The sequence below is a fragment of the Janthinobacterium sp. SUN118 genome, assembly GCF_030397695.1.
GTDB lineage: Bacteria > Pseudomonadota > Gammaproteobacteria > Burkholderiales > Burkholderiaceae_D > Janthinobacterium.
This window is the reverse complement of the sequence record NZ_JAPUBV010000004.1, coordinates 130,606-152,829: the sequence shown is the minus strand read 5'-3', so window position 1 is coordinate 152,829 and position 22,224 is coordinate 130,606. Positions and strand designations below refer to the sequence as shown.

Genomic DNA, 22,224 nt, shown 5'->3' with positions numbered 1-22,224 from the left:
CATTAAACTCATGCTTTCTGCTGTTTTCACTTTTATCGGGGAGCGGGGCCGATGCTGCAAGCGCAAGCGCTGGATAACCGACTGGTCGCCACCACTGGCGACGATGTGCTGGTGGACCGCATCGTGCCCGGCGCGCCGCTGGTCATCGCCTTCGGCTTCGTTTCGTGGACGACGCGTCCGGCCTTCGACTTTTACGGCAGGCTGAAAAAGCTGGAGCAGGCCAGCGGGCAGCATCTGAACAAGATACTCGTGCGCGATTCGGGCAACGCCTGGTATCACCGCCGCATCGCCGGCCTGGGCAGCCATGTGGACGAGACGGCGCAAGCCTTGCGCGACCTCGTGCGCAGCATCGCGCCGAGTCAGGTCACCACCCTCGGCCAGTCCATGGGCGCGTACGCGGCCGTCATGTATGGCTTGCTGCTCGAGGCGCAGCAGATCGTCGCCTTCGGCCCGTTGTCTTTCCTTGACGTGGAGCAGGCGCGCCTGTATCACGAGCTGCGCTGGCTGTCCGTGATGGAGTCGCTGGCGCAGGACCCGCCACGCTCGGGCTACTACGACCTGGCCGCCCTGTGCCGCGCCAGGGCGACGGCCGATACGCAGCTGCACCTGGTGTTCGGCACGCGGCCCGACGTCGCCAATGCGGGCGCCAGTGCCAGCGAATCGGTGAACCTTGACGCCATGCACGCGCAGCGCCTGGCCGCCTTTGGCAACTGCACCCTGCATCCGTTTCCCCATTCGGGCCACGCGGTGGTGCAGCATCTGATCGACACGAAGCGCATCAACGGCTTGCTGGCCCAATGCATACTCGGCCTCGCTCTGGCGCCCGAGCCCATGCCGGACGTCAGCCGCGAGTGGCAGGACTGGGTGGCGGAAAACCTGCGCCTGGGCTGCGCCAGCGAGCAGCTGGTGGCCGTGCTGCAGCAGCATGGCTTTTCGCACGCCAGCAGCGTGGCCGCCGTGACGGCCGCCGGCGCCGGGCCGAAGGCGACATGACGGCGCGGTTCGAGCTCGACACCCTGAAAATCCGTCTCGCCGCTCCCGAACTGGCGGCGCTCGACTTGCGCGTGCGCGTGCAGCGCGCCTTGCGCCAGCTGATACTCGATGGCGTGCTGGCGCCCGGCCTGCGCCTGCCTGCCACGCGGGTGCTGGCGCAATCGCTGGGCGTGTCGCGCGACACGCTGGAAATGGCGTATGCGCAGCTGCGCCTGGACGGCTATGTGCGGCGCCAGGCGGGAGCGGGCAGTTTTGTCTCGGAATCGATAGGCGCCAGCTTGCTGGGCGCGGGCAGGCACGCACCGTCGGCGGCGCGGCCAGCCCTGCCTGCGCCGCCGGTGGCGCTCAGCGCCAGGGGCGCGCAAATCCTCGCCAGCGGCGGCGTGGCCGACCAGCAAAGCGTGAAGGCGTTTGCCACGGGCTTGCCGGAAACGCGCGCCTTTCCCGTCGATGTGTGGGAGCGGCTGCGGCGCCAGGCCGCGGGCGAACACCGTGCCAGCGTGCTGCTGCACGGCGACCCGCAAGGCGCGCAGCCGCTGCGCCAGGCCATCGCCGACTATGTCAACCTGGAGCGGGGCGCGCGGGCCACGGCCGGCCAGGTGCTGGTGCTGAGCAGCACGCGCCAGGCCCTGTACCTGTGCGCGCAGGTGCTGGCCGACGCGCATGCTCCGATCCTGATGGAAGATCCCGGCTATTTCGGCGCGCGCAAGGCCTTCGAGATGGCGCAATTGACGGTCGTTCCCGTGCCTGTCGATGCGCACGGCCTGTGCATGGACAGCCTGCGCGCCGACCGCAGCGGCGCCAACACGGTGTATGTGACGCCGTCGCACCAGTATCCGACGGGCGTCACCCTGGCGCTCGAGCGCCGCCTCGCGCTGACCGCCTGGGCCGCCGAGCGGCAGGGCTGGATCATCGAAGACGATTACGACAGCCAGTTTCACTACGCGGGCTTGCCGACGGCTTGCGTGCAGGGACTGGACCGGCAGCAGCGCACGATTTATCTGGGCACCTTCGCCAAGTCGCTGTATCCGGGGCTGCGCATCGGCTACATGGTGCTGCCGCCGGTCCTCGTCGCGCCGATGACGGCCGCGCGCAGCATCCTCGACGGCCATACGCCGCAGCTGGACCAGCTGACGCTGGCCCGTTTCATCGCCGATGGCCATTTCGCGGCCCATCTGCGCGCCATGCGCAAGCTCTATGCCGTGCGCCGCGATGCGATGGCGCGGGCCGTGCAGCGGCATCTGCCGCACGTCGTCGCGGCACAGCTGCCACCGGGCGGCTTGCAGATGCCTTGCCTGCTGCACGAGGGCAGGGCGGAGCTGGAAACGATACGCCTGGCGGCGCGGGCCGGCATCGTGCTGCCGGGCCTGAGCCGCCTGTATGCGCGGCCGCCGACGCGCGGTGGCTGGCTGCTGGGTTTTGCGGCGTTGACCCCGCACGAGATCGACAGCGGCATCGCCCGCCTGGCGCGCGCACTGGGCTGAAACGCGAAAGTGGTCTGCTTTATGTCGGGAAATTGGCCTGTCTGGGCAGTCCATGCCGGCATTAAGATGCCCTCTTTCACAGGCAAGGGAGCATTCCGCATGACGACAAGCGCAACAATCGAAAAAACGGCAGCGACGGCAGGACGGCTGCGCTGGCAGGATCTGGTGTCGCCGACCATGGCGGCCTGCATTTCCGTCCTCGTCAACTATGGCGGCACTTTCGTGCTGGTGTTCCAGGCGGCCCAGCTGGCGCAGCTCAGCGCGGCGCAGACGGCGTCCTGGGTCTGGTCGCTGAGCATCGGCGTGGGCGTGACGGGCATCTGGCTCAGCTACCGCTACCGCGCGCCCGTCATCACGGCCTGGTCCACGCCGGGCGTGGCCTTCCTGGCCACCGTCATGCCGCACACGCCGTATGCCGAGGTGATCGGCGCCTACCTGCTTTCCGCCATCGGTTTCATCGCGCTGGGCATGTCGGGCGCGTTCGAGCGCCTGGTGCGGCTGATCCCGGGCGGCATCGCGGCCGGCTTGCTTGCTGGCATCCTGCTGCAGTTCGGCGTGAACGCGTTTGGCGGCGCCAGCGCCGATCCGCTGCTGGTGGCGGTCTTGCTGCTGTCGTATGCCGTGCTGCGCCGCTTCACGGCGCGCTACGCCGTGGTCGGCATCATGCTGATCGGCGTGGCCTTGCTGCTGGCGCAGGGGCGCATCGACGCGCAGGGCATAACCCTGACCCTGGCCGCGCCCGTGTTCGAGATGCCGCGCTTTTCCGTGGCGTCGCTGCTGGGCGTGGCGCTGCCGCTGTTCCTGATCACCTTGACGGGCCAGTACATGCCCGGCATGCTGGTGCTGCGCAACGATGGTTACCGCGTCAGCGCCAATCCCATTTTGACGGTGACGGGACTCGGTTCGCTGCTGATGGCGCCGTTCGGCGCGCATGCGTTCAACGTGGCCGCCATCACGGCCGCCATCTGCACGGGCAGGGATGCGCATCCGGAGCCGTCGAAGCGCTATATCGCCGGCCTGGCGTGCGGCGTGCTGTACATCGCGGTGGGCATTTTCGGCGTCACCCTGGCCAGCCTGTTCATGGTCTTGCCGCGCACCTTCATCACGACCCTGGCGGGCCTGGCCCTGCTGGGCGCCATCGGCAACAGCCTGGCGCAGGCCATGGCGGACGCGCGCACGCGCGAGACGGCGCTGATCACTTTCCTGGCCACGGCCGCGAACGTCACCGTGCTGGGCGTGGGGGGCGCCCTGTGGGGGCTGGCGGCCGGGCTGGCGGCGCATGGCCTGATGCATGGCTGGCGCAAGGCGGTGGCGCATTGAGCGGGGCCCTGGGCGATTTTTCGCCCAAGGCCCCGGCCGCCGCATACAATTGCAGTCGTCCGTGCCCATTGGCACCTTGCTGTCGACTTGAATTGAACGATGCCCGAGATCACTTCCCTGGCGCAGTACCTGCTGGCGATCACGCCCGCCTTCCTCGTCTGCGCCGCCTTGCTGCTGGCAACGCAAGGTACTGTGCTGCTGCTGCGCGTGCTCGTGCATATCCTGTTCTTCGTGCTGGCGCGCGACGCGATGACGGCGCACGGCTACTGGCAGGTGGCGGCAGGCGGCTTGCGCTTCACGGCGCCGCCGCTGGTCTTGCTGGTGCTGGCGGCCATGTCGCTGGGGCTGGTGGCCAGTACGTGCTGGCTGGAAAGCGAGGCGCGCCGCCAGATCAGCTGGATGGGCAGGCGGCCGCTGCTGTCCGTGCTGCTGGGCGCGGCCGGCGCCATGCTCATCGTCGGGCTGGCCATGGTCCTGAAGACGCTGGCTGGCTTGCCGTCGCTGGCGCCCGTGGCGCCTTCCATGCTGCCTTTGCTGCTGGGCTTTGCGCTGGCGGCCAACTGGTATGAAGAATTGCTGTTTCGCGGCTTGCTGCAGCAGCAATTGCGCGCCTGGCTGCCGGCCTGGCGCGCGGCTCTGGTGTCGGGCCTGCTGTTTGGCCTGTGCCATGCTTTCCTCGCCACCACCGTCACGCAGGTGGGCGCGCCCATCCTCGTGTTTACCGTGATCGAAGGCGTGGTGGCGGGGCTGGTATATTGCCGTGCCGGTTTGTTGGGGGCTTCCCTGGCCCATGGCCTGGCGATTTTTGCGCTGGCGGCCGGCTGGGTATGATGTTTGTTGTTGACCATTAATCAAGAGTGAATGAAAGTGAAAATGCGATGCCTGTCAGTTCCTACCTGAATACCCGTCCCGTGCTGGGCGAACGCGTGTACCTGCATGACACGGCGCAAGTGATCGGCGATGTGCAGATCGGCGACGACTGTTCCATCTGGTGCAACAGCGTGCTGCGCGGCGACGTCAACCGCATCGTCATCGGCGAGGGCAGCAATATCCAGGACTTTTCCATGGGGCATGTGTCACACAAGAATGCGGCCAAGCCCGATGGTTCGCCCTTGACCATCGGCAAGTACGTGACCATCGGCCATTCCGTGATCTTGCACGGTTGCACGATTGGCGACGAGTGCCTGATCGGCATGGGCAGCATCGTCATGGATGACGTGGTGGTGGAAAAGCATGTGATGCTGGGCGCGGGCAGCCTGGTGTCGCCGGGCAAGGTGCTGGAAAGCGGGCATTTGTATGTGGGCCGGCCCGCCGCCAAGGTGCGCGCGCTGACCGAGGCCGAGATCGCCTACCTGCGCTATTCGGCCGAACATTATGTGCGCGTGAAGAACAACTACCTGGCAGGCCGGGACGACGCCTGATTCAATTCGCGCTGGCGTCGTCGAGGCGGCGCAGTTCCGCCCGCGGCGCCAGGTCTTGCGGCAGGCGCAGGCCGGATACGAGGCCCATGCGTCGCAGCAACAGCAGCGCCCACCAGCCCGGGTCCCATTCGCCCGGCAGCAGGCCCAGCCTGGCTGAGCCCGGATAGGCGTGATGGTTGTTGTGCCAGCATTCGCCCATGGTCAGCAGCGACGTCAGGCGGATATTCCTGCCCTGCACGGCGGCGCCATCGACATGAAAATGCATCTGGCCATGGTTGTGGGCGAAGTAGCCGATCAGCCAGTGGCCCAGCACGCCCGCGCTGACCCGCGCACACACGCCCCAGCAGACCAGGCCCCAGCCGCCCCACAGGAAGAACAGGATGGCCCATGGCAGCTGCTGCCACATCCACGTCGCTTCCAGGAAGCGATAGAAACGGTCGTGCGCGATGCGCGGCTCGATGGCGATCTGCGGCGGATGGTCGAGGTCCAGGCGGCAATGCAGTTGCCACCAGGCATCGCGCCAGAAGCCGCCGCCATGGCGCAGATACGGGTGGCAATCGGGCAGGCGCTGCGCATAGTCGCGCAGTTCATGCTGGCGCAGCAGGCCCAGCGGTCCGCTGAGCCCTACCAGCACGCCCAGATACACGAACAGGTATGCCAGCCATCGGGGGCAGCGGTAGCTGTCGTGTATCAGTTTTCTATGGCTGCCGAGGGAATGGCCGAAGAGCAGAACGATGGCCGTGCTGATGAGAAAAAGCGCCAGACCGGTCCAGCTGAAGGCGAGGAGGGCGCCGCACAGCGTGCCGGCCAGCATGGCGATCAGCCACAGCGATTGCAGCGGCGCATAGCGTACTGAACCATTGAGCACGCTGTCGGCGTGCGTGGCGCGGGCGCGGTGGCCGGCCAGGCTGGCTGCGGACATCAGCCCTTGGGGGCCGACGACGGTTGCGTGTACTTGTCGAAATTGGTGATGTAGTCGTTGAAGTTGTCGGTCAGCATGCGCTTGTACTGTTCCGTGAAGAAGGCGACGGCGCCTTCCTTTTCCTGCTGCATCTTGGCCACGTCATTGCTCTTGCTGGCGACGAGGAAGGCGTTGAAACGGGCGGCCGCGTACAGCAGCGAAGTGGCCACTTCATTGCCGCCGCTGTGCATGCATTGTTCATTGGCCAGGGCGATGACCTGGTCGGCGCGCTCCCAGAATTCCGGGCCCGGCGCTGGTTTGGTGCTTGGTGTGCTCATAAAATCCCTCATGAAAGTGCGCGTCAGTCTACACAGCGGGCTGCGCGCTGTCCAGCCGCGCGCAATGCTTCAGGGCGCTTGCAGGATCTGTTCCACGAGCACGGCCAGGGGCTGGCGGATGTCGAGCACGATGCCGGACTCGTCTGGCTGCAGCGGCTGCAGGGTGCGCAGCTGGCTGTCGAGCAGGCTGGGCGGCATGAAATGGCCGGGCCGCTGCACGCGGCGTTCCAGCACGTCGCGCGGACCGTCGAGGTGGGCAAAGCGCAGGGCGGGATCGCCTTCGCGCAGCAGGTCGCGGTAGGCGCGCTTCAGGGCCGAGCACGAGACCACCAGGCCGCTGCCCTGGGCCCTGGCCGTGGCGATGTGTTCGCGCAAGGCGGCCAGCCAGCCGGCCCGGTCGCCATCGTCGAGCGGCACGCCGGCGCTCATCTTGGCCACGTTCCCGGGCGGGTGCAGCTCGTCGCCTTCCACATACGGCACGCCCAGCGCGCCGGCCAGCAGGCTGCCGACGGCGCTCTTGCCGCAGCCGGACACGCCCATCACGACCCAGCGCACGGCGGGCATGCCGGCACTCACGGCGCCGAGACGATGATGGTCACGCGGCGGTTTTCCGCCTTGCCCGTCTTGCTGGCGTTCGAGGCCACGGGCTTGCTCATGCCCAGGCCTTTCACGGTGATGTTGTCGCGCGGCACGCCCGTCGCGCTCATGGCGTCGGCCACCACGTTGGCGCGCGCCAGCGACAGCTTGTTGTTGTACGCTTCCGTGCCTTCATTGTCCGTATGGCCTTCCACGCGCATGTGCGTGATGCCCACTTTCAGCAGGGCGGCGCTGATCTTCTGGATGGCGCTGCGGCTGGGCGGCGTCAGCTTGGCGGCGTCGAATTCGAACAGCAGCTTGTCTGTGAAGCTCAGTTCCCAGCCCTCGTCCGTCTGGTTGAAACCCTGCTCCTTCAGGACGGCGACTTGCTCGGCGTTGAACAGCGGCTTTTTCTCGGGCGCGCTCTGGCAGGCCGTCAGCAGGCCCAGCATCAGGAGGAAGGGGGCGAGTAAGCCCAGGCGTAACTGCTTGTAGATGCATTGCATGGTGATGCTCCTTGTGGTCAGGGGTGGGTGTGGGTGTGCGGCAGGCGTGCCACCTGGCGCGTACCGCGCTGGGCCTGCTTGGCGCGGTACATGGCCTCGTCCGCCGCGCCCACCAGCGACACGGCGTCGATGGCGTGATCGGGGAAGACGGCCACGCCGATGGTCAGCGAGGTGACGATGCTGTTTCCTGTTGGTAATTCAATGGCGTGCGACATGGCGGCGATGATGTTGTCGGCGATATGCATGGCGTCGGCGCTGCTGCGCAGCGGCTTGAGCACGATGGCGAATTCGTCGCCGCCCAGGCGCGCCACCAGGTCGCCTTCGCGCAACTGCTGCTTGATGCGCGCGGCGATCGTCACCAGCACGCGGTCGCCCGAGGCATGGCCGAAGGTATCGTTGATGTACTTGAAGCGGTCGCTGTCGAGGAACAGCACGGCCACCTTGCCGTTGCCGACCCGCGCGTCGATGATGGCGCGCTCCAGTTCCGCTTCCATGAAGGCGCGGTTCGACAAACCCGTCAGGCTGTCGTGGTTGGCGCGGTGCGACAGCGAGGCATTTTCCTTTTGCAAATGGCTTTGCCACGCCTCGAGCTCGTCGAGCAGGGCGTTGAAGTCGTCATTGATCTGGTTCAGTTCGGCAATATTGGCGGCCGGCACGCGCAGCTCGAACGAGCGGTCGCGCCGCACGCGGTGCGCCGTCTCGGCCAGGTGGCGCAGCGGCGCCGTGATTTCCGTTTCCATGCGGCGCGACAGGCGCACGGCGACGATCAGGCTCAGGGCCAGGCACGCCAGCAAACAGCTGAGACCACTCAACAGGAAGGGCAGCAGGCTGCGGCTGTGCGGCACCAGCTTGATGCTGCCGATCACATTGTCGTCGTGCGTGATGGGGAAGGTCAGCGAATCGGGCAGCATCCAGCCCGTCAGCGCCCGTTCGATGTAGTAGCGGGTGCCGTGCTCGCCCCGTTCCCAGCGGGCCAGTACCTTGCCATCCTTGCCGCTCACTTGCGCCCGGTCAATGTCTTCATTGACGCCGATCAAGGCCAGCGCTTCCTTGGCGGCCATGGGGTCGCCAAAGACGACGGCCGCTTCCACCGTGTAGCTCATCGAGCGCGCCACCAGGCGCAGGTTCTGGTCCGAATACACGCGCAGGGCCAGCAGCGCCACGGCCGTCAGGGTCAGGCCGGCCGCCAGCACGGCGATCAGCGACACGCTCAGGTGGGCGCGCCGCAGCACGCTGTCGAGCGTGGGACGCGGTTTTCCGGCCAGCTTGCCGCGTAGTCGGAGGTTCATGGCTGGGGTCCCTTGCGACGTGCAATTTGCAAGGCGTTCGGATGCACGCGCAGGCCGCTGCGGGCGATGGCGTCGAGGTTGACGTCAAAGCCGAGCTGCGCATCGAGCAGGCGCAGGCAGAACATGGTGCCCACGGGGCAGGCCGTGCCCGGTTCGCTGACCGACAGGATAGGCTTGCCGATGATCTGCGTCAGCAGTAGTTCGCGTTCGTTTTCCGGCAGGCTGCCCATGTAGACGACGTCGCATTCATGCACGGCGCCCGCTACCGGCTGCACTTTCACGCGGATGCGTTGTCCCATGCTCGAGGCGGGCGTGTCGACGATGGCCGCGCCATGGCGGGTCGTGCCGACCATGCAGACGCGCACTTCGGGGCGCGCCACGGGCCAGCGCACATAGCTGATGATGCCGAACAACACTTGCGCCACGTCGGCCTGGCGCCTGGCGTCCGCTGCGGCGCCACCCTGCGCCCACGCCGTGGCGGGCGCCAGCATGCCGCAGGCGAACAGCGAGGCCAGCAGCAGGGCGGCGAGCAGTGCGGGCGGCGCGGTGCGCTGCCGGTGGCAGTGAGAGGAAGGCACGGCTTTGAGTGTCTTTATTCAGGTCGGGATGGCTACTCAAACTGCTACTCATCAACACAGACTGTACGGAACTGCGTGCTGAAAGTAAATCAATTGTGCGATATAACCTTGCATTATAAACACTAATGTGAAAACTTGCATTCTTTACCATGAGAATTGCACGTCAACATGGCTGTAGCCGGGCCGGACTGTGGCTATTCCTCCAATGTCGCTTCCAGCAAGTCGATCTCGCGCAGCAGGCGCAGGTGGATGGTGTCGTCCAGCTCGCCCGAGATGCGTCGGCGGAACAGCTCGTCGCGTTCCGCGTTCAGCGCTTCCAGGCGCAGCGCCCGCTCGGCCCTGGCCAGCTCCTGCATGCGTGTCGCTTCGTCGTTGCTGCTTTCGCCATACGCGAGGCGCCGGCGGTAGGCTTCGATCAGACGGTTGGAGGCCTCGGTGACGACTTGCTGCTTGTCATCCTTGTCGATGCCGGCGCAGATTTTTTCCAGCCGCGCGATGGCGGCCTCGGCGGCGGCGGCGCGCGCGTTGCGCTCTTCCGTCGAGCGGCGCGCGGGCGGGGCGAAGACGAGGCCCTTGGTCAGCAGGGGCAGGGTCACGCTGGCCAGCAGCAGCGACAGCAGGATCACGCCCATGGCCAGGAAGATGACGAGGTCGCGCGCAGGGAAACGATTGCCGTCAGGCAAAAACAACGGCAGGGTCAGGATGCCGGCCAAGGTCAGCGCGCCGCGCACGCCCGCAAACGAGGCCACCAGCAGCAGGCGCAGGCTGGGGCGCGCCAGCAGCGCTGCGTCCTTCGGTTCGCCCGCCATTTTCTTGTGGTGCTTGAACAGGGTCAGCTTCATCGAGATGAAGACCCAGATGAAGCGCATGAAGGTCAGCCCCACCGTGATGGCGACGACGAACAGGGGCAGCTTCCAGGCGCTGCCGGCGCCCACTTCGGCGGACGCGGCCGGCAAGCCGGCGACGGTGGTGGGCAGTTGCGCGCCCAGCATGACGAAGATCACGCCGTTCAAGACCAGTTGCACGGTATCCCACACGGCCTTGCGCTGCGTGCGCGTGGCGGCCAGGGGGCGGCCGATCAGGTCGGCGTAATGCATGGAGACGCCGGCCGTGGCGGCGGCCAGGATGCCCGAGCCGTGGATCTGCTCGGCGCCCAGGTAGGCGGCGAACGGGATCAGGATGCTGATCAGGATCTGCAGACCCGGTTCCTCGCCGACCTTGCTCACCAGCCATTTATTCGCCAGGCCCACGCCCCATGAGATGGCCAGGCCGATGACGATGCCTCCGCCCGCTTCCTGCAGAAAGCTCAGCGAGGCGGCGCCGATGGAAAAGCCGCCCGTCATCATGGCGCCCACGGCAAACGTGAAACAGACGAGGCCGGAAGCGTCGTTCAGCAGCGATTCGCCTTCGAGGATGTGCATCAGGCGCGGCGGGATCGGGTTGCCGGCCGCAATCGCCGACACGGCCACGGGGTCGGTCGGCGACAGGATGGCGCCCAGCGCGAAGGCGACGGCCAGCGGCACGCTGGGGATCAGCCAGTCGATGAAAAAGCCCATGCCCAGCACGGTAAACAGCACGAGGCCGATGGCCAGCATCAGGATCGAGCGCGCATCGGAAAAGAAGGCGCCCTTCGGGATGCGCCAGCCATCGAGAAACAGCAGCGGCGGGATGAAGAGCAGGAAGAAAATGTCGGGATCGAGCGGCACTTGCACGCCAAACACGGCCAATCCCGTGCCGCCGGCGATCTGGATCAGGGGCAGCGGCAGCCTGACCCAGCGCGAACGGGCGATGAAGCCGCACAGGACGACGGTCAGGACGAGGATGAGGATGATGGTGACGGTATGCATGGTTGGAACAGGTGCTGAAACGGTGATTATAAGGTGTGGCGGCGGCTGGCCGCGCAAGCGGGCTGTGCGCGCTGCGGCGGGAAGGCGGGGCGGACCAGGTGTCATTGCGTACATACAACAAGTCACAATCGCGGTAAGATTGTAACAATCGGCCCTGCCGCCGCTGCCATGCGCGTGCGGCCGGCGCGCGTGCCTGGACACTTACCGGATTCCTGTTTTGCTCAAAAAGATCTTCACCGGCCTGCTGCTATTGCTGGCACTGCTCACCGTGGCGGCGCTGGCCGCCTATCTGTATTACTGGCGCCCCGCGCTGGCGCCCGGCAATCCGCCCGCCGCCACGGCGTTTTCCCCGCAGGTGGTCGAGCAAGGCCGCATCCTGGCCGGCATGGGCAATTGCGCCGCCTGCCATACGGCCAAGGGGGGCGCCGACTACGCGGGCGGGCGCGGCCTGGCCACGCCGTTCGGCACGATACACGCCACGAACATCACGCCCGACACGCAGACGGGCATCGGCCGCTGGTCGCTGGCGGCCTTCCAGCGGGCCATGCGCGAAGGCGTGGGCCGCGACGGCGCGCACCTGTTCCCCGTCTTTCCCTACACGCACTTCACGCTCGTCTCGGACGCGGACTTGACGGCCCTGTATGCGTATTTCATGACGCGCCCGCCCGTGTATGCGGCCGCGCCCGCCAATACGGTGCCGTTCCCGCTCAATCTGCGCGCCTTGCAGGCCGGCTGGAAATTGCTGTACTTCAAGCCGGCCAGCTATCAGCTTGATCCTGCGCAAGGCCTGGACTGGAACCGGGGCCGCTACCTGGCCGAGGGCCTGGCCCACTGCGCCGCCTGCCACACGCCGCGCAATGCGCTGGGCGCCGAGATCGCCGGCTCGCCCTACCTGGGCGCGGCCATCGACCACTGGTATGCGCCGGCCTTGAACAGCGCCAACACGGCGCCATTGCCGTGGACGCAGGATGAGCTGTACACCTATCTGCGCACGGGCGCCACGGCCCTGCATGGCGTGGCGGCCGGTCCCATGTCGGCAGTCGTGCACGAAGGCATGGGCGCCTCGCCGGACAGCGATATCCGCGCGCTGTCCGTGTATTTTGCCGGCGTGGCCGGCGCCGAGCAGCGCCAGGTGGACGTGGACGCCGTGGTGCAGGCCGGCATCGCCCGCTCGCAGCGCGTCAGCCTGGTCGACAACGACCGCGGCGCCAGCCTGTACGTGGCGACCTGCGCCGCGTGCCACTCGAACAGCGATGGCCGGCCCGTGGTCCTGCGCCCGGAACTGAGCCTGAACAGCGCCGTCAGCGCGCCCGATCCCGCCAACCTGATCCAGGTGATCCTGCGCGGCATCAGCAAGGATGAAGCCATGCCTGGCGTGCTGATGCCGGGCTTTGCCCAGTCGCTGACGGACAACGACGTGGCCCAGCTGGCCGCCTACCTGCGCCGCAGCCGCAGCCACCAGCCGGCCTGGACGAATCTGGAAGCGGCCGTGGCGCGCACGCGCGCCGCCAAGTGATGCACGCGCGCCGCCAAGTGATTGAAATTGAAAGACTTTATGCATAATATTACCGTCAATGGCCAGCCCTTCAGCACCGACGTCGATGCCGACACCCCCTTGCTGTGGGTGCTGCGCGACGAGGCCCATCTGAAGGGCACCAAGTTTGGCTGCGGCATCGGCATGTGCGGCGCCTGCACCGTGCACGTCGATGGGCGCGCCATGCGTTCGTGCATCACGCCGATTGCGGCCGTGACCGGCTGCGCCATCACCACCATCGAAGGCCTGTCGCCCGATGGCACGCACCCGCTGCAGCAGGCGTGGATCGCCACGCAGGCGCCGCAGTGCGGCTATTGCCAGTCGGGCCAGATCATGCAGGCGGCCACCTTGCTGAAAGACTATCCGCAGCCGACGGACGCGAATATCGATGCCGTCATGAGCGGCAACCTGTGCCGCTGCATGGCGTATGTGCGCATCCGCAAGGCCATCAAGCTGGCCGCGGGCATGCCGCAGGAGGCGCCGCATGCTTGAATTTCCAGGCAAGTTGCCAAAAGAAGGCACCGGCCGTCCTCCTTCGCCGGGCCGGCGCGGTTTCCTCATCGCCGCCGCCGGCACGGGCTTTACCCTGGCTTTCCTGCGCGCCGATACGTCGTTGGCCGCGGCAAAGACGCGCGCGGCGCCGGCGCCGGCCGCAATGCCGGCCGCGCCCGTGTTCGATCCCAGCATCTGGTTTGGCATCGATGTCGACGGCGTGATCACGGTCAATATCGCCAAGGCGGAAATGGGCCAGCATATCGGCACGGCCCTGGCGCGCATCGTCGCCGACGAGCTGGAAGCGGACTGGAGCAAGGTACGCCTGCATTACGTCGACACGGACCCGAAATGGGGCTTGATGGTGACGGGCGGCAGCTGGTCCGTCTGGCAGAATTTCGACCCGCTCAGCCGTGCCGGCGCGGCCGGCCGCCTCGCGCTGGTCGAGGAGGGCGCGCGCCTGCTGCGCGTGCCCGTCTCCGCCTGCCATGCGAAACTGGGCATGGTGCATGGACGGGGGCGGTCGATTGCCTATGGCGACATCGTGCGCCGTGGCAAGCTGGCGCGCCACTATACGCCCGAGCAGCTGCAAGCCATCGTGCTGAAGACGCCGCAGCAGCGCAGCCTGGTCGGCCAGCCCGTGCAGGCACTGGACATCCCCTCGAAAACGGATGGCACGGCCGTGTACGGCATCGATGCGCACATCGAGGGCATGCTGTATGCACGCCCGAAGATACCGCCCACGCGCTATGGCGCGAAGGTGGTGTCCATCGACGATGCGGCGGCCAAAAAAGTGAGGGGCTACCTGCGCAGCGTGGCCCTGCAAGACCCCAGCGGCACGGTGCCCGGCTGGGTCATGGTGATTGCCGAAACGTATGCGGCCGCCGTGCGCGCGGCCGAGCTGGTGCAGGTGAAATGGCGGGCCGGCGCGGCTGCCCACGTGTCGGAGCAGGATATCGTCAACTACGCCACCAAGCAGCTGGCCGATGCCACCTTGGGCGCGCGCGTGGTCGATGATGACGGCGTGGAGCAGGCGTTCAAGGATGCCAGCCTGAAACTGGAACGCCACTACACGACGGGCACGGTGCTGCATTTCCAGCTGGAACCGGTGAATGCCGTGGCGCAGGAAATCGACGGCGTCTGGCATATTCATGCGGGCAACCAGTGGCAATCGCTGATATTGCCTGTCCTCGCGCAGGCCCTGAAGGTGCCGGAAAGCCAGGTGATGCTGCATACCTATCTGCTCGGTGGCGGCTTCGGGCGGCGCCTGAACGGCGATTATTGCGTGCCGGCCGCGCTGGCGGCGCAAGCCGTCGGGCGCCCCGTCAAGATGATCTGCACGCGCGCCGACGATGCGCGCTTCGATTCGCCCCGTTCGCCTTCCGTGCAGCACCTGCGCATGGCATTCGATGGCGACGGCAAGGTGGCGGCCATGGTGCACGAGGCGAGCGCGGGCTGGCCCACGCAAGCCATGATACCGGCCTTGCTGGCCAAGGATAAGCAGGGCCATCCGTATGACCCGTTCGCCATCGCCGGCGCCGACCACTGGTACACGGTGGGCGCGCAGCGCGTGCGGGCCGTGTCGAACGACCTGGCCAACAGCAGTTTCCGGCCCGGCTGGCTGCGCTCCGTGGGGCCGGGCTGGACGAACTGGGCCGTGGAAAGCTTCATGGACGAGGCGGCGCAGGCGGCCAAGGTCGACCCGCTGGCGTTCCGCCTGTCGCTGCTGCAGGCGACGGGGCGCAACGGCGGCAGCGCGCCGAACGCCGTCGGCGGCGCCGCGCGCCTGGCCCACGTGCTGCGCCGGGCGGCGGAAAAGGCGGGCTGGGGCACGGCCATGCCGCCCGACACGGGCCTGGGCATCGCCGCCACGTTCGGCCAGGAGCGCGACATGCCGACCTGGACGGCGTGCGTGGCCCGCGTCAGGGTGGACCGCGGCACGTGCATGGTGAAAGTCGAGAAACTGACCATGGTGATCGACGCCGGCACCATCGTCGATCCCGATGGCGCGCTGGCGCAGGCGGAAGGCGGGGCGCTGTGGGGCGTGAGCATGGCCTTGCATGAAGGCACGGCGTTCCTGAATGGCGAAGTGAAGGATACCAACCTGAATACCTACACGCCGCTGCGCATGGCCGACGTGCCGGAGCTCGACATCGAATTCGTCAGCAGCACGCAGGCGGCGACGGGCATGGGCGAGCCGCCCACCACGGCCGTGGCGCCCGCCATCGGCAACGCCATCTTTGCGGCAGTGGCTGCGCGCGTGCGGCATTTGCCGATCCGTCCGGAAGCCGTGCTGAAGGGGTTGGACCGGCATGGAGCCGTTTAAAATTGCTGTTTTGCAATTGTTGCCTGCCGCGCAGTCCAGGCGAGAACGGGCGCGCAGAAACGGGCGCAGACTGGTACACTGAAGGTTGCCGCTCAAGGCGTGCAGGCTGCGCCCGGCCCGGCAAAATCAGCTTCATAGCAGCTTGATTCCAGCTCGATAGCGGAGGCAACCATGCAAGAACAATTTGTCAGCATCACGGCCGATGAACTTCAAATGGATGGCGTGCTCGACATGCCCGAGCGCCCGGTCGGCATCGTCCTGTTTGCCCACGGCGCCGGCGCCGACAGCGACTATCTGGGCGCCTCCAGCCATGCCACGTCACAAGACTTCCTGCGAGCGGGCATCGCCACCCTGCGCTTCGACCAGGGCGGCATCGCGCCGGCCGGCGGCAGCAATGGCCATGCGTATTTCGTGCGCAGCGATATCGTGCTGCTGGCGCGCCAGCTGGAAAAAGCGCTGGGCTGGCTGCAAGTCGATCCATCCACGCGGCGCCTGCCGTGCGGCCTGTATGGCTATGGCACGAGCGCGGCCGTGGTGATGCAGCTGGCGGCCTGGCGCAGCAGCGAGATCGCCGCGCTGGCCGTCTGCGATGGCCAGGTGGAAATGGCGGGCAAGGCGGCGCTGGAAAACGTGCGCGTGCCGTCGCTGCTCATCGTGGGCGGCCGCGATCCCGACGTGGCCGGCCTGAACCGCATGGCCTTCGCCACCTTGCGCTGCGACAAACAACTGGAACAGATCGCTTCACCGGGCGGCCCCGACACGCGCCACCAGGCCGCCTTGCTGGCCACGGACTGGTACACGCGCCATTTCAACGGGCACACCAGCACGGCCCAGTAGCGGGGACTCAGGCGATGGCGCGCAGCTGGCGCGCATGGAAGCGCAGGTGCTCTTCCATGAAGGTGGCGATGAAGTAATAGCCGTGGTCGTAGCCGGCATGGCGGCGTAGCTGCAGGGGCTGGACCGCGTCCTGGCACGCCGCTTCGAAGACGTCGGGGAACAGTTGCTCGGGCAGGAATTTGTCGGCCAAGCCCTGGTCGATCAGTATGCCGTCAGGAAACGGCGCCGTCTTGCCCTGCAGACCACGCATCAGTGCGCTGGCGTCATACTGCTGCCAGCTGGCCGCGTCGCTGCCCAGGTAGCCCGAAAACGCCTTCTTGCCCCATGGACACTGGCTGGGCGCGGCGATGGGGGCGAAGGCGGAGACGGAACGGAACAGTTCAGGATTGCGCAAGGCCAGCACCAGCGCGCCGTGGCCGCCCATGGAATGGCCGAAAATGCCCGTGCGCTGCGCATCGATGGCCAGTTCCTGCTCCAGCAGTGCGCGCAATTCGAGAATGTAGCTATACATGCGATAGTGGCCGCTCCATGGCGCCTCGGTGGCGTCGACATAAAAACCGGCGCCCACGCCGAAATCCCAGCTCTCGCTCTCGCCCGCGATGCCGGCGCCACGGGGGCTGGTGTCGGGCGCGATCAGGATCAGGCCTTCCTCGGCGGCCACGCGCTGCGCGCCGCCCTTGGTCATGAACGTTTCTTCCGTGCAGGTCAGGCCCGCCAGGTAGAACAGGGCGGGTCGCCTGGCGTGACTCGTGGCGCCGGGCGCCGTGTCCGGAATGAAGGCCGAAAAACGCATGGGCAAGCCGATGGCTTGCGCGTCGTGGCGATAAAAACGTTGTACGCCGCCAAAACAGGCGTGTTCACTCAGCAGTTCCAGCATGAATTCTCCTCGTCAATCCCACAGTATAACGAGAGTGGCATGCGGCTGAGCCGGGATCAGCCCAGCATGGCCGCTAACGCAGGCAAGATGTCCTGTGCCGGCGCTTCGGTCTTGAACGCCAGCAAATGGTCGGCGCGCGTCTTGCCCAGGTTGATGGCGGCCACGGGCTTGCCCGTTTCGGCCGCCATGCGGCACAGGCGAAAGCTCGAATACACCATGACGGACGAACCCACCACCAGCAGCGCGCTGGCGTCGCCCATCTTGCGTCCGGCCTCGGCCGCGCAGGCGGGCGGCACGCCATCGCCGAAAAACACCACGTCCGGCTGCAGGGTGCCGCCGCAATGCGGACAGCAGGGGAGGTGAAAAGTGGCCAGTTGCGACGGTTCCAGCAGGGCGTCGCCGTCGGGCGCCGGCGTGGCCGTGGCACCGAGCATCTGCGGATTGTCGCGCTCCAGCACTTCCTGGATCAGGCGGCGCGTGTGGCGGGCGCGGCAATCGAGGCACACCACGCCATGTATGCTGCCGTGCAATTCCGTGACGGCGGCGCTGCCTGCCTGCTGGTGCAGGCCATCCACGTTTTGCGTCACCAGGCCGCCTATCCGCTGGCGCTGCGCCAGTTGCGCGATGGCCAGGTGGCCCGCATTTGGCGCGGCGCGCGCCAGGGTGGGCCAGCCCACCATGCTGCGCGCCCAGTAGCGGCGGCGCACGGCTTCCTGGCGGCGAAAGTCGGGGCCTTGCACGGGCGCGTTGCCGCGCCGCACGCCGTCCGTGTCGCGGTAATCGGGAATGCCGGACGCCGTGCTGATGCCGGCGCCCGTCAGCAGCAGCGCGTCCGGATGGCGCTGCAGGAACTGCGCCAGCTGGTCGAGGGCGGGATCGTCGCTGGCGGGCCGCTGGCTGGCGAGGGGGAAAATGTGCATGATGCGCCATGCTACCCGAAAAGCGCGGCGCCGTAGCGGGGCCGCGCCGCTCGCGCATGCCGGCCATCGCGTGCGCCGCCGTTTATTTCACGCAGTTTATTCCAGCTTCATGCCGAAACGCTGCAGGCGCGGTTGCCAGTGATCCTCGATATCGGCCGAGACGAGGATGCGCTCGGCCTTGCCGATCAGTAATTTCCGCGGCACGAAGCCGAAATAGCGCGAATCGGCGCTATTGTCGCGGTTATCGCCCAGCATCATGAAATGCTCGGCCGGCACCGTGACGGCCGCGAAACTGCGCGCCGCCCCCGCGATTTGCGGCAAGACCTGGATGCGGTGCTGTTCGGTATCGCTGCGTTCGCTGATGCGCTGCGCCGTCAGCTGGCCCACGTGGGCGATGGTTTCAGGCGCCGTGTCGAGCGCCGTGTAGCGGGCCGCGCGGCCATTGATGATCAGCTGTTCATCGCGCATTTCCACGGTGTCGCCGGGCAGGGCGATGATGCGCTTGATCAGCCGCGTGCCGTCCCGTGGCGAGGAAAAGGTGACGATATCGCCGCGCCGCGGTTCGCCCAGGCGCTGCAGCACGATATCGGTCAGCGGTACTTTCAAATTGAAGGCCAGGCGGTTGACGAAGACCACGTCGCCTTCGAGCAGGTTGGGGCGCATGGACGCCGACGGTATCGGGTTCCAGTCGGCCACGGCCGTGCGGAAGACGCCGAACAGCAGGATAAACATCAAAAAACCTTTGTTGGCGCGCATCCATGTTTTCATCGTGTCTCGCTTTCGGCCTGTGCCGGTGATCGTTGGGGAGGGCGCCATTGCTGCTGGCGTCATCTGTACGATGCACGGCGTAGCTGAAGCCAGTCTTAAATGACGCGCACGGCAGGGTGCGCAATGCCGGCCACGCAGTGCCATGCCGGACTTTGCAAGCGATGGCAGATTGACGAACCTTGACGCTATCCGTCCAGTATCGCCGTGCTTTGCGCTGTGACAAAGTCGTGGCCGATACGGGGACGTGCACATTTCCACCAGGAACTGTCAGCCGGCGGCGTGCTCCTTGCGCCGTTCGAAATACAGCAAGTCCGACCAGGCATTCTGGAAGAACATGGCCTGTTCCGACTTGCCGTACTGGTGAAAGCCATTGCGCCGCATGACGGCGATCGAGCCGAGGTTTTGCGGCCGCGCCGTCGCTTCCAGGCGCCACAGTTCCAGCTCGCCGAATGCTTCTTCCAGCAACAGGGCCACGATGCGCGTGGCGTAGCCGCGTCCGCCGAGCCGTTCGCCGATGCGGTAGCCGAGCTGCGCCTTGTTGAAATAGGGGCGCGTGACGCCAGTCAGGTTGACCCGGCCGACGATCTGTCCGTCCAGCTTGGCCAGGTACTGGTGCGCGCGGTCTTGCTGGCGTTCGTGCTGCGCCTGCTCGATGGCGGCGGCGACGGCTTCCTGGCTGTAATAGCCCGGCGCGCGGGCCGTGACCCAGCTTTCAAAATAGGCGCGGTTTTCCAGTTCGAAATCCAGCAAGCCGGCAAGGTCGGCACTGGTGGGCGGGAGCAGCTGCAGGCGGTCGGGGACTGGCATGGGATCGGGTCGAAAGGCGATGCGCCATTATAATCAATAGGCGCAATTCGCCGCATACGTGCAGGATTTTGTGAAGGAGCAGCATGCTGTCCCATATTTGCCTTGGCACCAATGATTTTCCCCGCGCCCATGCCTTCTATGCAGTGCTGCTGGGGGAGCTGGGCTTGCTCGAGAAATTCCATGATGCGGCCAAGCCGTGGGCGGGCTGGATGGCGCGCGATGCGCCGCGCCCCCTGTTCGTGCTGGGCGCGCCGCATGACGGCTTGCCGGCCGCGCCCGGCAATGGGCAGATGACGGCCCTGCTGGCGGCCAGCCGCGCGCAGGTGGACCGCTGCCACCAGGCCGTGCTGGCGCTGGGCGCCGTGTGCGAAGGGCCTCCCGGCTTGCGGCCCCATTACTACGCCCATTACTATGGCGCCTACTTCCGCGACCTCGATGGCAACAAGCTGTGCGTCTGCTGCCACGCCGAAGAATAATTCAGCGCGCTCCCCAGACCTCGTCTTCCGTCCAGCCCAGTTCCAGAAAATCCTGCGCCCGCTCGTCCGCCTCGCCGGCACAGAAGAACTCGTCGAGCTGCGGCGGCGCGATGCGCGTGCCGGCCAGCATGGCATGCACCTGCCCCCGGTGGTGGATCTGGTGCTGGAACAGGTGTGCCAGCAGGCGCAGGCGCGTATCGACTTGCGGCGTGTCGCGCAGGATGGTCACGGGCCGCGCCAGGTCCGCATCGCACAGGCTGCGGCAATGGGCGACCAGGCGCGCATCGGACGCCCGCTGCGCCGCCTGCAGCGCGGCGCAGTGCGTAAATGGTTCGTCCTTTTCAAAGAAGACATGGCAATCCGGATGCGGTGATTCGGCGCGCAGCTCGCGTTCGAGCGCATCAAGATAAAACCAGTCGCACGTGAGGATGTGATTCAGGGTGAGCTGGATGGTGGGGAAGAAACTGACGCGCGTGGCCTGGAACTCGGCGCCGGTCAGTTGTCCGCACACCCTCAGCAGGCGGTGGTTGGCCCAGGCGTTGTTGTACGCCTGGCTGGTGACGTAGCGGGCCAGTATGTTGCTCATGATGTGCCTTGCAAAGCAGGGGAGTGGCGAGAGCGCTACTGTAGCAGCTTGCCGCAGGTGACAACGCCTGCCGCACCGGCACGTCTGTCATCAAGTAAAATCGCGGCGCGGATGTCGCGATAGTGATGCATATAGGGTGTGGACAGCAAAATGGGTTGGATAGGAAAATTACTGAACGGCGGCGACGAAAAAAACAAGCCTGCGCCAGTCGCGGCAGCGGCGGCGCCCGAGATGGCACGGCAGCCAGCCAGCATCAGCGAAATCGATGCCATCTACTACCGCTGGCTGGCGGCCGCGGGTTCGGCGCAGGCGCCAAAGCAGGCTGAACAACAGATTCTGGACGAATTGACGCGCCTGGCCCGTGAACCGATCGCGGGCGCTGCGCTGGTGCCGCGCATTCCTGCCATCATTCCGCAGTTGATGCGTACCTTGCAAGAGGAGAACATGAGCGCGGCCCAGCTGTCGCGCCAGCTGGCCCAGGACGTGGTGCTCGTTGCCGAGGTCTACCGCGAAGCGAACCGGCCCTGCTACCACTCGCGCTACAACGCCAGCCCGTCGATCAACAATATGGAGGGCGCCATCATGCTGCTGGGGCAAAACGGCATGCGCATGCTGCTCGCCCGCGTCGCCTTCCGTCCCATCGTCAGCATGCAAAGCGGCGGGCTGACCATACGCACGGCGCCGCTGATCTGGCGCCAGTCCGAGAAATGCGCGCTGGCGGCCAACCTGGTCGCGCCGGCACTGCAGGCAAACGCCTTCGATGCCTATCTCGCGGGACTGATGTCGAATGTCGGCTTGGTGGTGGCGTTCCGGCTGATCGACCAGATGCATGCGCCCGATGCCTTCCCGCAATCGGATGCCTTCATTGCCCAGGTATTTGCGCAAGCGCGTATCTTGTCGGTGCGGATCGCCGAATTATGGGAGTTTCCGGAGTCCGTGACCCGCGCGATCGGGCAGGCCGATGCCGATCCGCAGGCGCAGGCGCTGGCGCGGGGCGACCGCTTGAGCAAGCTGCGCATGCTGGTCGATACCGGCCGCTTTCCTGCCGACGATCCTTTCGTGACGGCCGGACTCGGCAAGAGTGACCTGCAGGTGTTCGACAAACTGGCCGACGACGAGGATTGATGGCCGCAGGGCGGGATTGTGTAGTAATGTAGCAACTAATTGAATGGCTTCAAGCGTCCGCAAGCCGCTATTGACGCCGACCGTATGCTCATGCTACCGAGGAGGTTCCTTGCTCCAATCTCGCCATGCCATGCTGGCTGCCGCGTGTTTTTTGACTGCGACACAGCTCTGCGCCGCCGCGCCGGATACACTGCCCGTCAAACCGGCCTTTACGCCCTCCGCC

The 22,224-nt window shown here is 66.5% G+C and carries 23 protein-coding genes; 11 read left to right on the top strand and 12 right to left on the bottom strand.

Going from position 1 to position 22,224, the window contains the following annotated elements:
• Positions 1–51: 51 nt before the first annotated feature.
• The 5 genes from O0880_RS22495 (at position 52) to O0880_RS22475 (ending at position 5,218) form a co-directional block, all read left to right on the top strand.
• Positions 52–993 (top strand): hypothetical protein, encoded by a 942-nt coding sequence (locus tag O0880_RS22495; RefSeq protein WP_289888865.1) that lies wholly within the window; start codon positions 52–54, stop codon positions 991–993.
• Positions 990–2,477, top strand: a complete 1,488-nt coding sequence (locus O0880_RS22490; RefSeq protein WP_289888863.1) for a PLP-dependent aminotransferase family protein — start codon at positions 990–992, stop codon at positions 2,475–2,477. Before O0880_RS22495 ends, O0880_RS22490 begins: the two co-directional genes overlap by 4 nt.
• Before the next feature lie 99 nt (positions 2,478–2,576).
• Entirely contained in the window at positions 2,577–3,797 is a 1,221-nt protein-coding gene (locus tag O0880_RS22485; RefSeq protein WP_289888862.1) for a benzoate/H(+) symporter BenE family transporter, read from the top strand.
• A gap of 99 nt (positions 3,798–3,896) precedes the next feature.
• Positions 3,897–4,628 (top strand): CPBP family intramembrane glutamic endopeptidase, encoded by a 732-nt coding sequence (locus O0880_RS22480; protein ID WP_289888861.1) that lies wholly within the window; start codon positions 3,897–3,899, stop codon positions 4,626–4,628.
• A 47-nt stretch (positions 4,629–4,675) separates the two neighbouring features.
• Positions 4,676–5,218, top strand: coding sequence for a gamma carbonic anhydrase family protein (locus O0880_RS22475; RefSeq protein WP_289888859.1), 543 nt, complete (start codon positions 4,676–4,678; stop codon positions 5,216–5,218).
• 1 nt (position 5,219) lies between these two features.
• On the opposite strand, the gene O0880_RS22470 is transcribed toward O0880_RS22475, so the two are convergent.
• The 7 genes from O0880_RS22470 to O0880_RS22440 all read right to left on the bottom strand — a co-directional run bounded on the left by O0880_RS22470 (position 5,220) and on the right by O0880_RS22440 (position 11,253).
• A complete protein-coding gene (locus tag O0880_RS22470; RefSeq protein ID WP_289888857.1) occupies positions 5,220–6,140 on the bottom strand; it encodes an acyl-CoA desaturase in 921 nt (306 codons plus the stop codon).
• The gene (locus O0880_RS22465; protein ID WP_071324269.1) at positions 6,140–6,457 is read right to left on the bottom strand and encodes a DUF3144 domain-containing protein; all 318 of its coding nucleotides are present in this window, start codon (positions 6,455–6,457) and stop codon (positions 6,140–6,142) included. The genes O0880_RS22470 and O0880_RS22465 overlap by 1 nt, the downstream gene beginning before the upstream one ends.
• A gap of 69 nt (positions 6,458–6,526) precedes the next feature.
• Positions 6,527–7,021: a gluconokinase gene (locus O0880_RS22460; protein ID WP_289888856.1), complete on the bottom strand. Its 495-nt coding sequence runs from the start codon at positions 7,019–7,021 to the stop codon at positions 6,527–6,529.
• Between the two features lie 8 nt (positions 7,022–7,029).
• The gene (locus O0880_RS22455; RefSeq protein WP_071324268.1) at positions 7,030–7,539 is read right to left on the bottom strand and encodes an OmpA family protein; all 510 of its coding nucleotides are present in this window, start codon (positions 7,537–7,539) and stop codon (positions 7,030–7,032) included.
• Positions 7,540–7,556: 17 nt separating this feature from the next.
• The gene (locus tag O0880_RS22450) at positions 7,557–8,828 is read right to left on the bottom strand and encodes a diguanylate cyclase (RefSeq protein WP_071324267.1); all 1,272 of its coding nucleotides are present in this window, start codon (positions 8,826–8,828) and stop codon (positions 7,557–7,559) included.
• Complete coding sequence (locus O0880_RS22445; RefSeq protein ID WP_289888855.1) at positions 8,825–9,406, bottom strand: YfiR family protein; 582 nt, start codon at positions 9,404–9,406, stop codon at positions 8,825–8,827. Before O0880_RS22445 ends, O0880_RS22450 begins: the two co-directional genes overlap by 4 nt.
• A gap of 194 nt (positions 9,407–9,600) precedes the next feature.
• Entirely contained in the window at positions 9,601–11,253 is a 1,653-nt protein-coding gene (locus O0880_RS22440) for a Na+/H+ antiporter (RefSeq protein WP_071324266.1), read from the bottom strand.
• A gap of 217 nt (positions 11,254–11,470) precedes the next feature.
• On the opposite strand from O0880_RS22440, the gene O0880_RS22435 reads away from it, so the two are divergent.
• The 4 genes from O0880_RS22435 (at position 11,471) to O0880_RS22420 (ending at position 16,442) form a co-directional block, all read left to right on the top strand.
• The gene (locus O0880_RS22435; RefSeq protein WP_289888854.1) at positions 11,471–12,769 is read left to right on the top strand and encodes a cytochrome c; all 1,299 of its coding nucleotides are present in this window, start codon (positions 11,471–11,473) and stop codon (positions 12,767–12,769) included.
• A 39-nt stretch (positions 12,770–12,808) separates the two neighbouring features.
• Positions 12,809–13,279 carry a (2Fe-2S)-binding protein gene (locus O0880_RS22430; RefSeq protein WP_071324264.1) on the top strand — a complete coding sequence of 157 codons (471 nt, stop codon included), beginning with the start codon at positions 12,809–12,811 and terminating at the stop codon, positions 13,277–13,279.
• Positions 13,272–15,605 (top strand): molybdopterin cofactor-binding domain-containing protein, encoded by a 2,334-nt coding sequence (locus O0880_RS22425; protein ID WP_289888853.1) that lies wholly within the window; start codon positions 13,272–13,274, stop codon positions 15,603–15,605. The genes O0880_RS22430 and O0880_RS22425 overlap by 8 nt, the downstream gene beginning before the upstream one ends.
• A gap of 171 nt (positions 15,606–15,776) precedes the next feature.
• Positions 15,777–16,442, top strand: a complete 666-nt coding sequence (locus O0880_RS22420) for a hypothetical protein (protein WP_071324262.1) — start codon at positions 15,777–15,779, stop codon at positions 16,440–16,442.
• 7 nt (positions 16,443–16,449) lie between these two features.
• Here O0880_RS22420 and fghA read toward each other — a convergent pair whose 3' ends face one another.
• The 4 genes from fghA to O0880_RS22400 all read right to left on the bottom strand — a co-directional run bounded on the left by fghA (position 16,450) and on the right by O0880_RS22400 (position 19,814).
• Complete coding sequence (gene fghA / locus O0880_RS22415; RefSeq protein WP_289888852.1) at positions 16,450–17,319, bottom strand: S-formylglutathione hydrolase; 870 nt, start codon at positions 17,317–17,319, stop codon at positions 16,450–16,452.
• Between the two features lie 56 nt (positions 17,320–17,375).
• Positions 17,376–18,239, bottom strand: coding sequence for an NAD-dependent protein deacetylase (locus tag O0880_RS22410; protein ID WP_289888851.1), 864 nt, complete (start codon positions 18,237–18,239; stop codon positions 17,376–17,378).
• Between the two features lie 96 nt (positions 18,240–18,335).
• The gene (gene lepB, locus O0880_RS22405) at positions 18,336–19,007 is read right to left on the bottom strand and encodes a signal peptidase I (protein WP_289888850.1); all 672 of its coding nucleotides are present in this window, start codon (positions 19,005–19,007) and stop codon (positions 18,336–18,338) included.
• 267 nt (positions 19,008–19,274) lie between these two features.
• Positions 19,275–19,814, bottom strand: a complete 540-nt coding sequence (locus O0880_RS22400) for a GNAT family protein (protein WP_289888849.1) — start codon at positions 19,812–19,814, stop codon at positions 19,275–19,277.
• Positions 19,815–19,897: 83 nt separating this feature from the next.
• On the opposite strand from O0880_RS22400, the gene O0880_RS22395 reads away from it, so the two are divergent.
• A complete protein-coding gene (locus O0880_RS22395) occupies positions 19,898–20,290 on the top strand; it encodes a VOC family protein (RefSeq protein WP_289888848.1) in 393 nt (130 codons plus the stop codon).
• Position 20,291: 1 nt separating this feature from the next.
• On the opposite strand, the gene O0880_RS22390 is transcribed toward O0880_RS22395, so the two are convergent.
• Positions 20,292–20,876, bottom strand: coding sequence for a DinB family protein (locus O0880_RS22390; protein WP_289888847.1), 585 nt, complete (start codon positions 20,874–20,876; stop codon positions 20,292–20,294).
• Positions 20,877–21,107: 231 nt separating this feature from the next.
• On the opposite strand from O0880_RS22390, the gene O0880_RS22385 reads away from it, so the two are divergent.
• Positions 21,108–22,001: an HDOD domain-containing protein gene (locus O0880_RS22385; RefSeq protein ID WP_198043718.1), complete on the top strand. Its 894-nt coding sequence runs from the start codon at positions 21,108–21,110 to the stop codon at positions 21,999–22,001.
• Positions 22,002–22,224 lie beyond the last annotated feature (223 nt).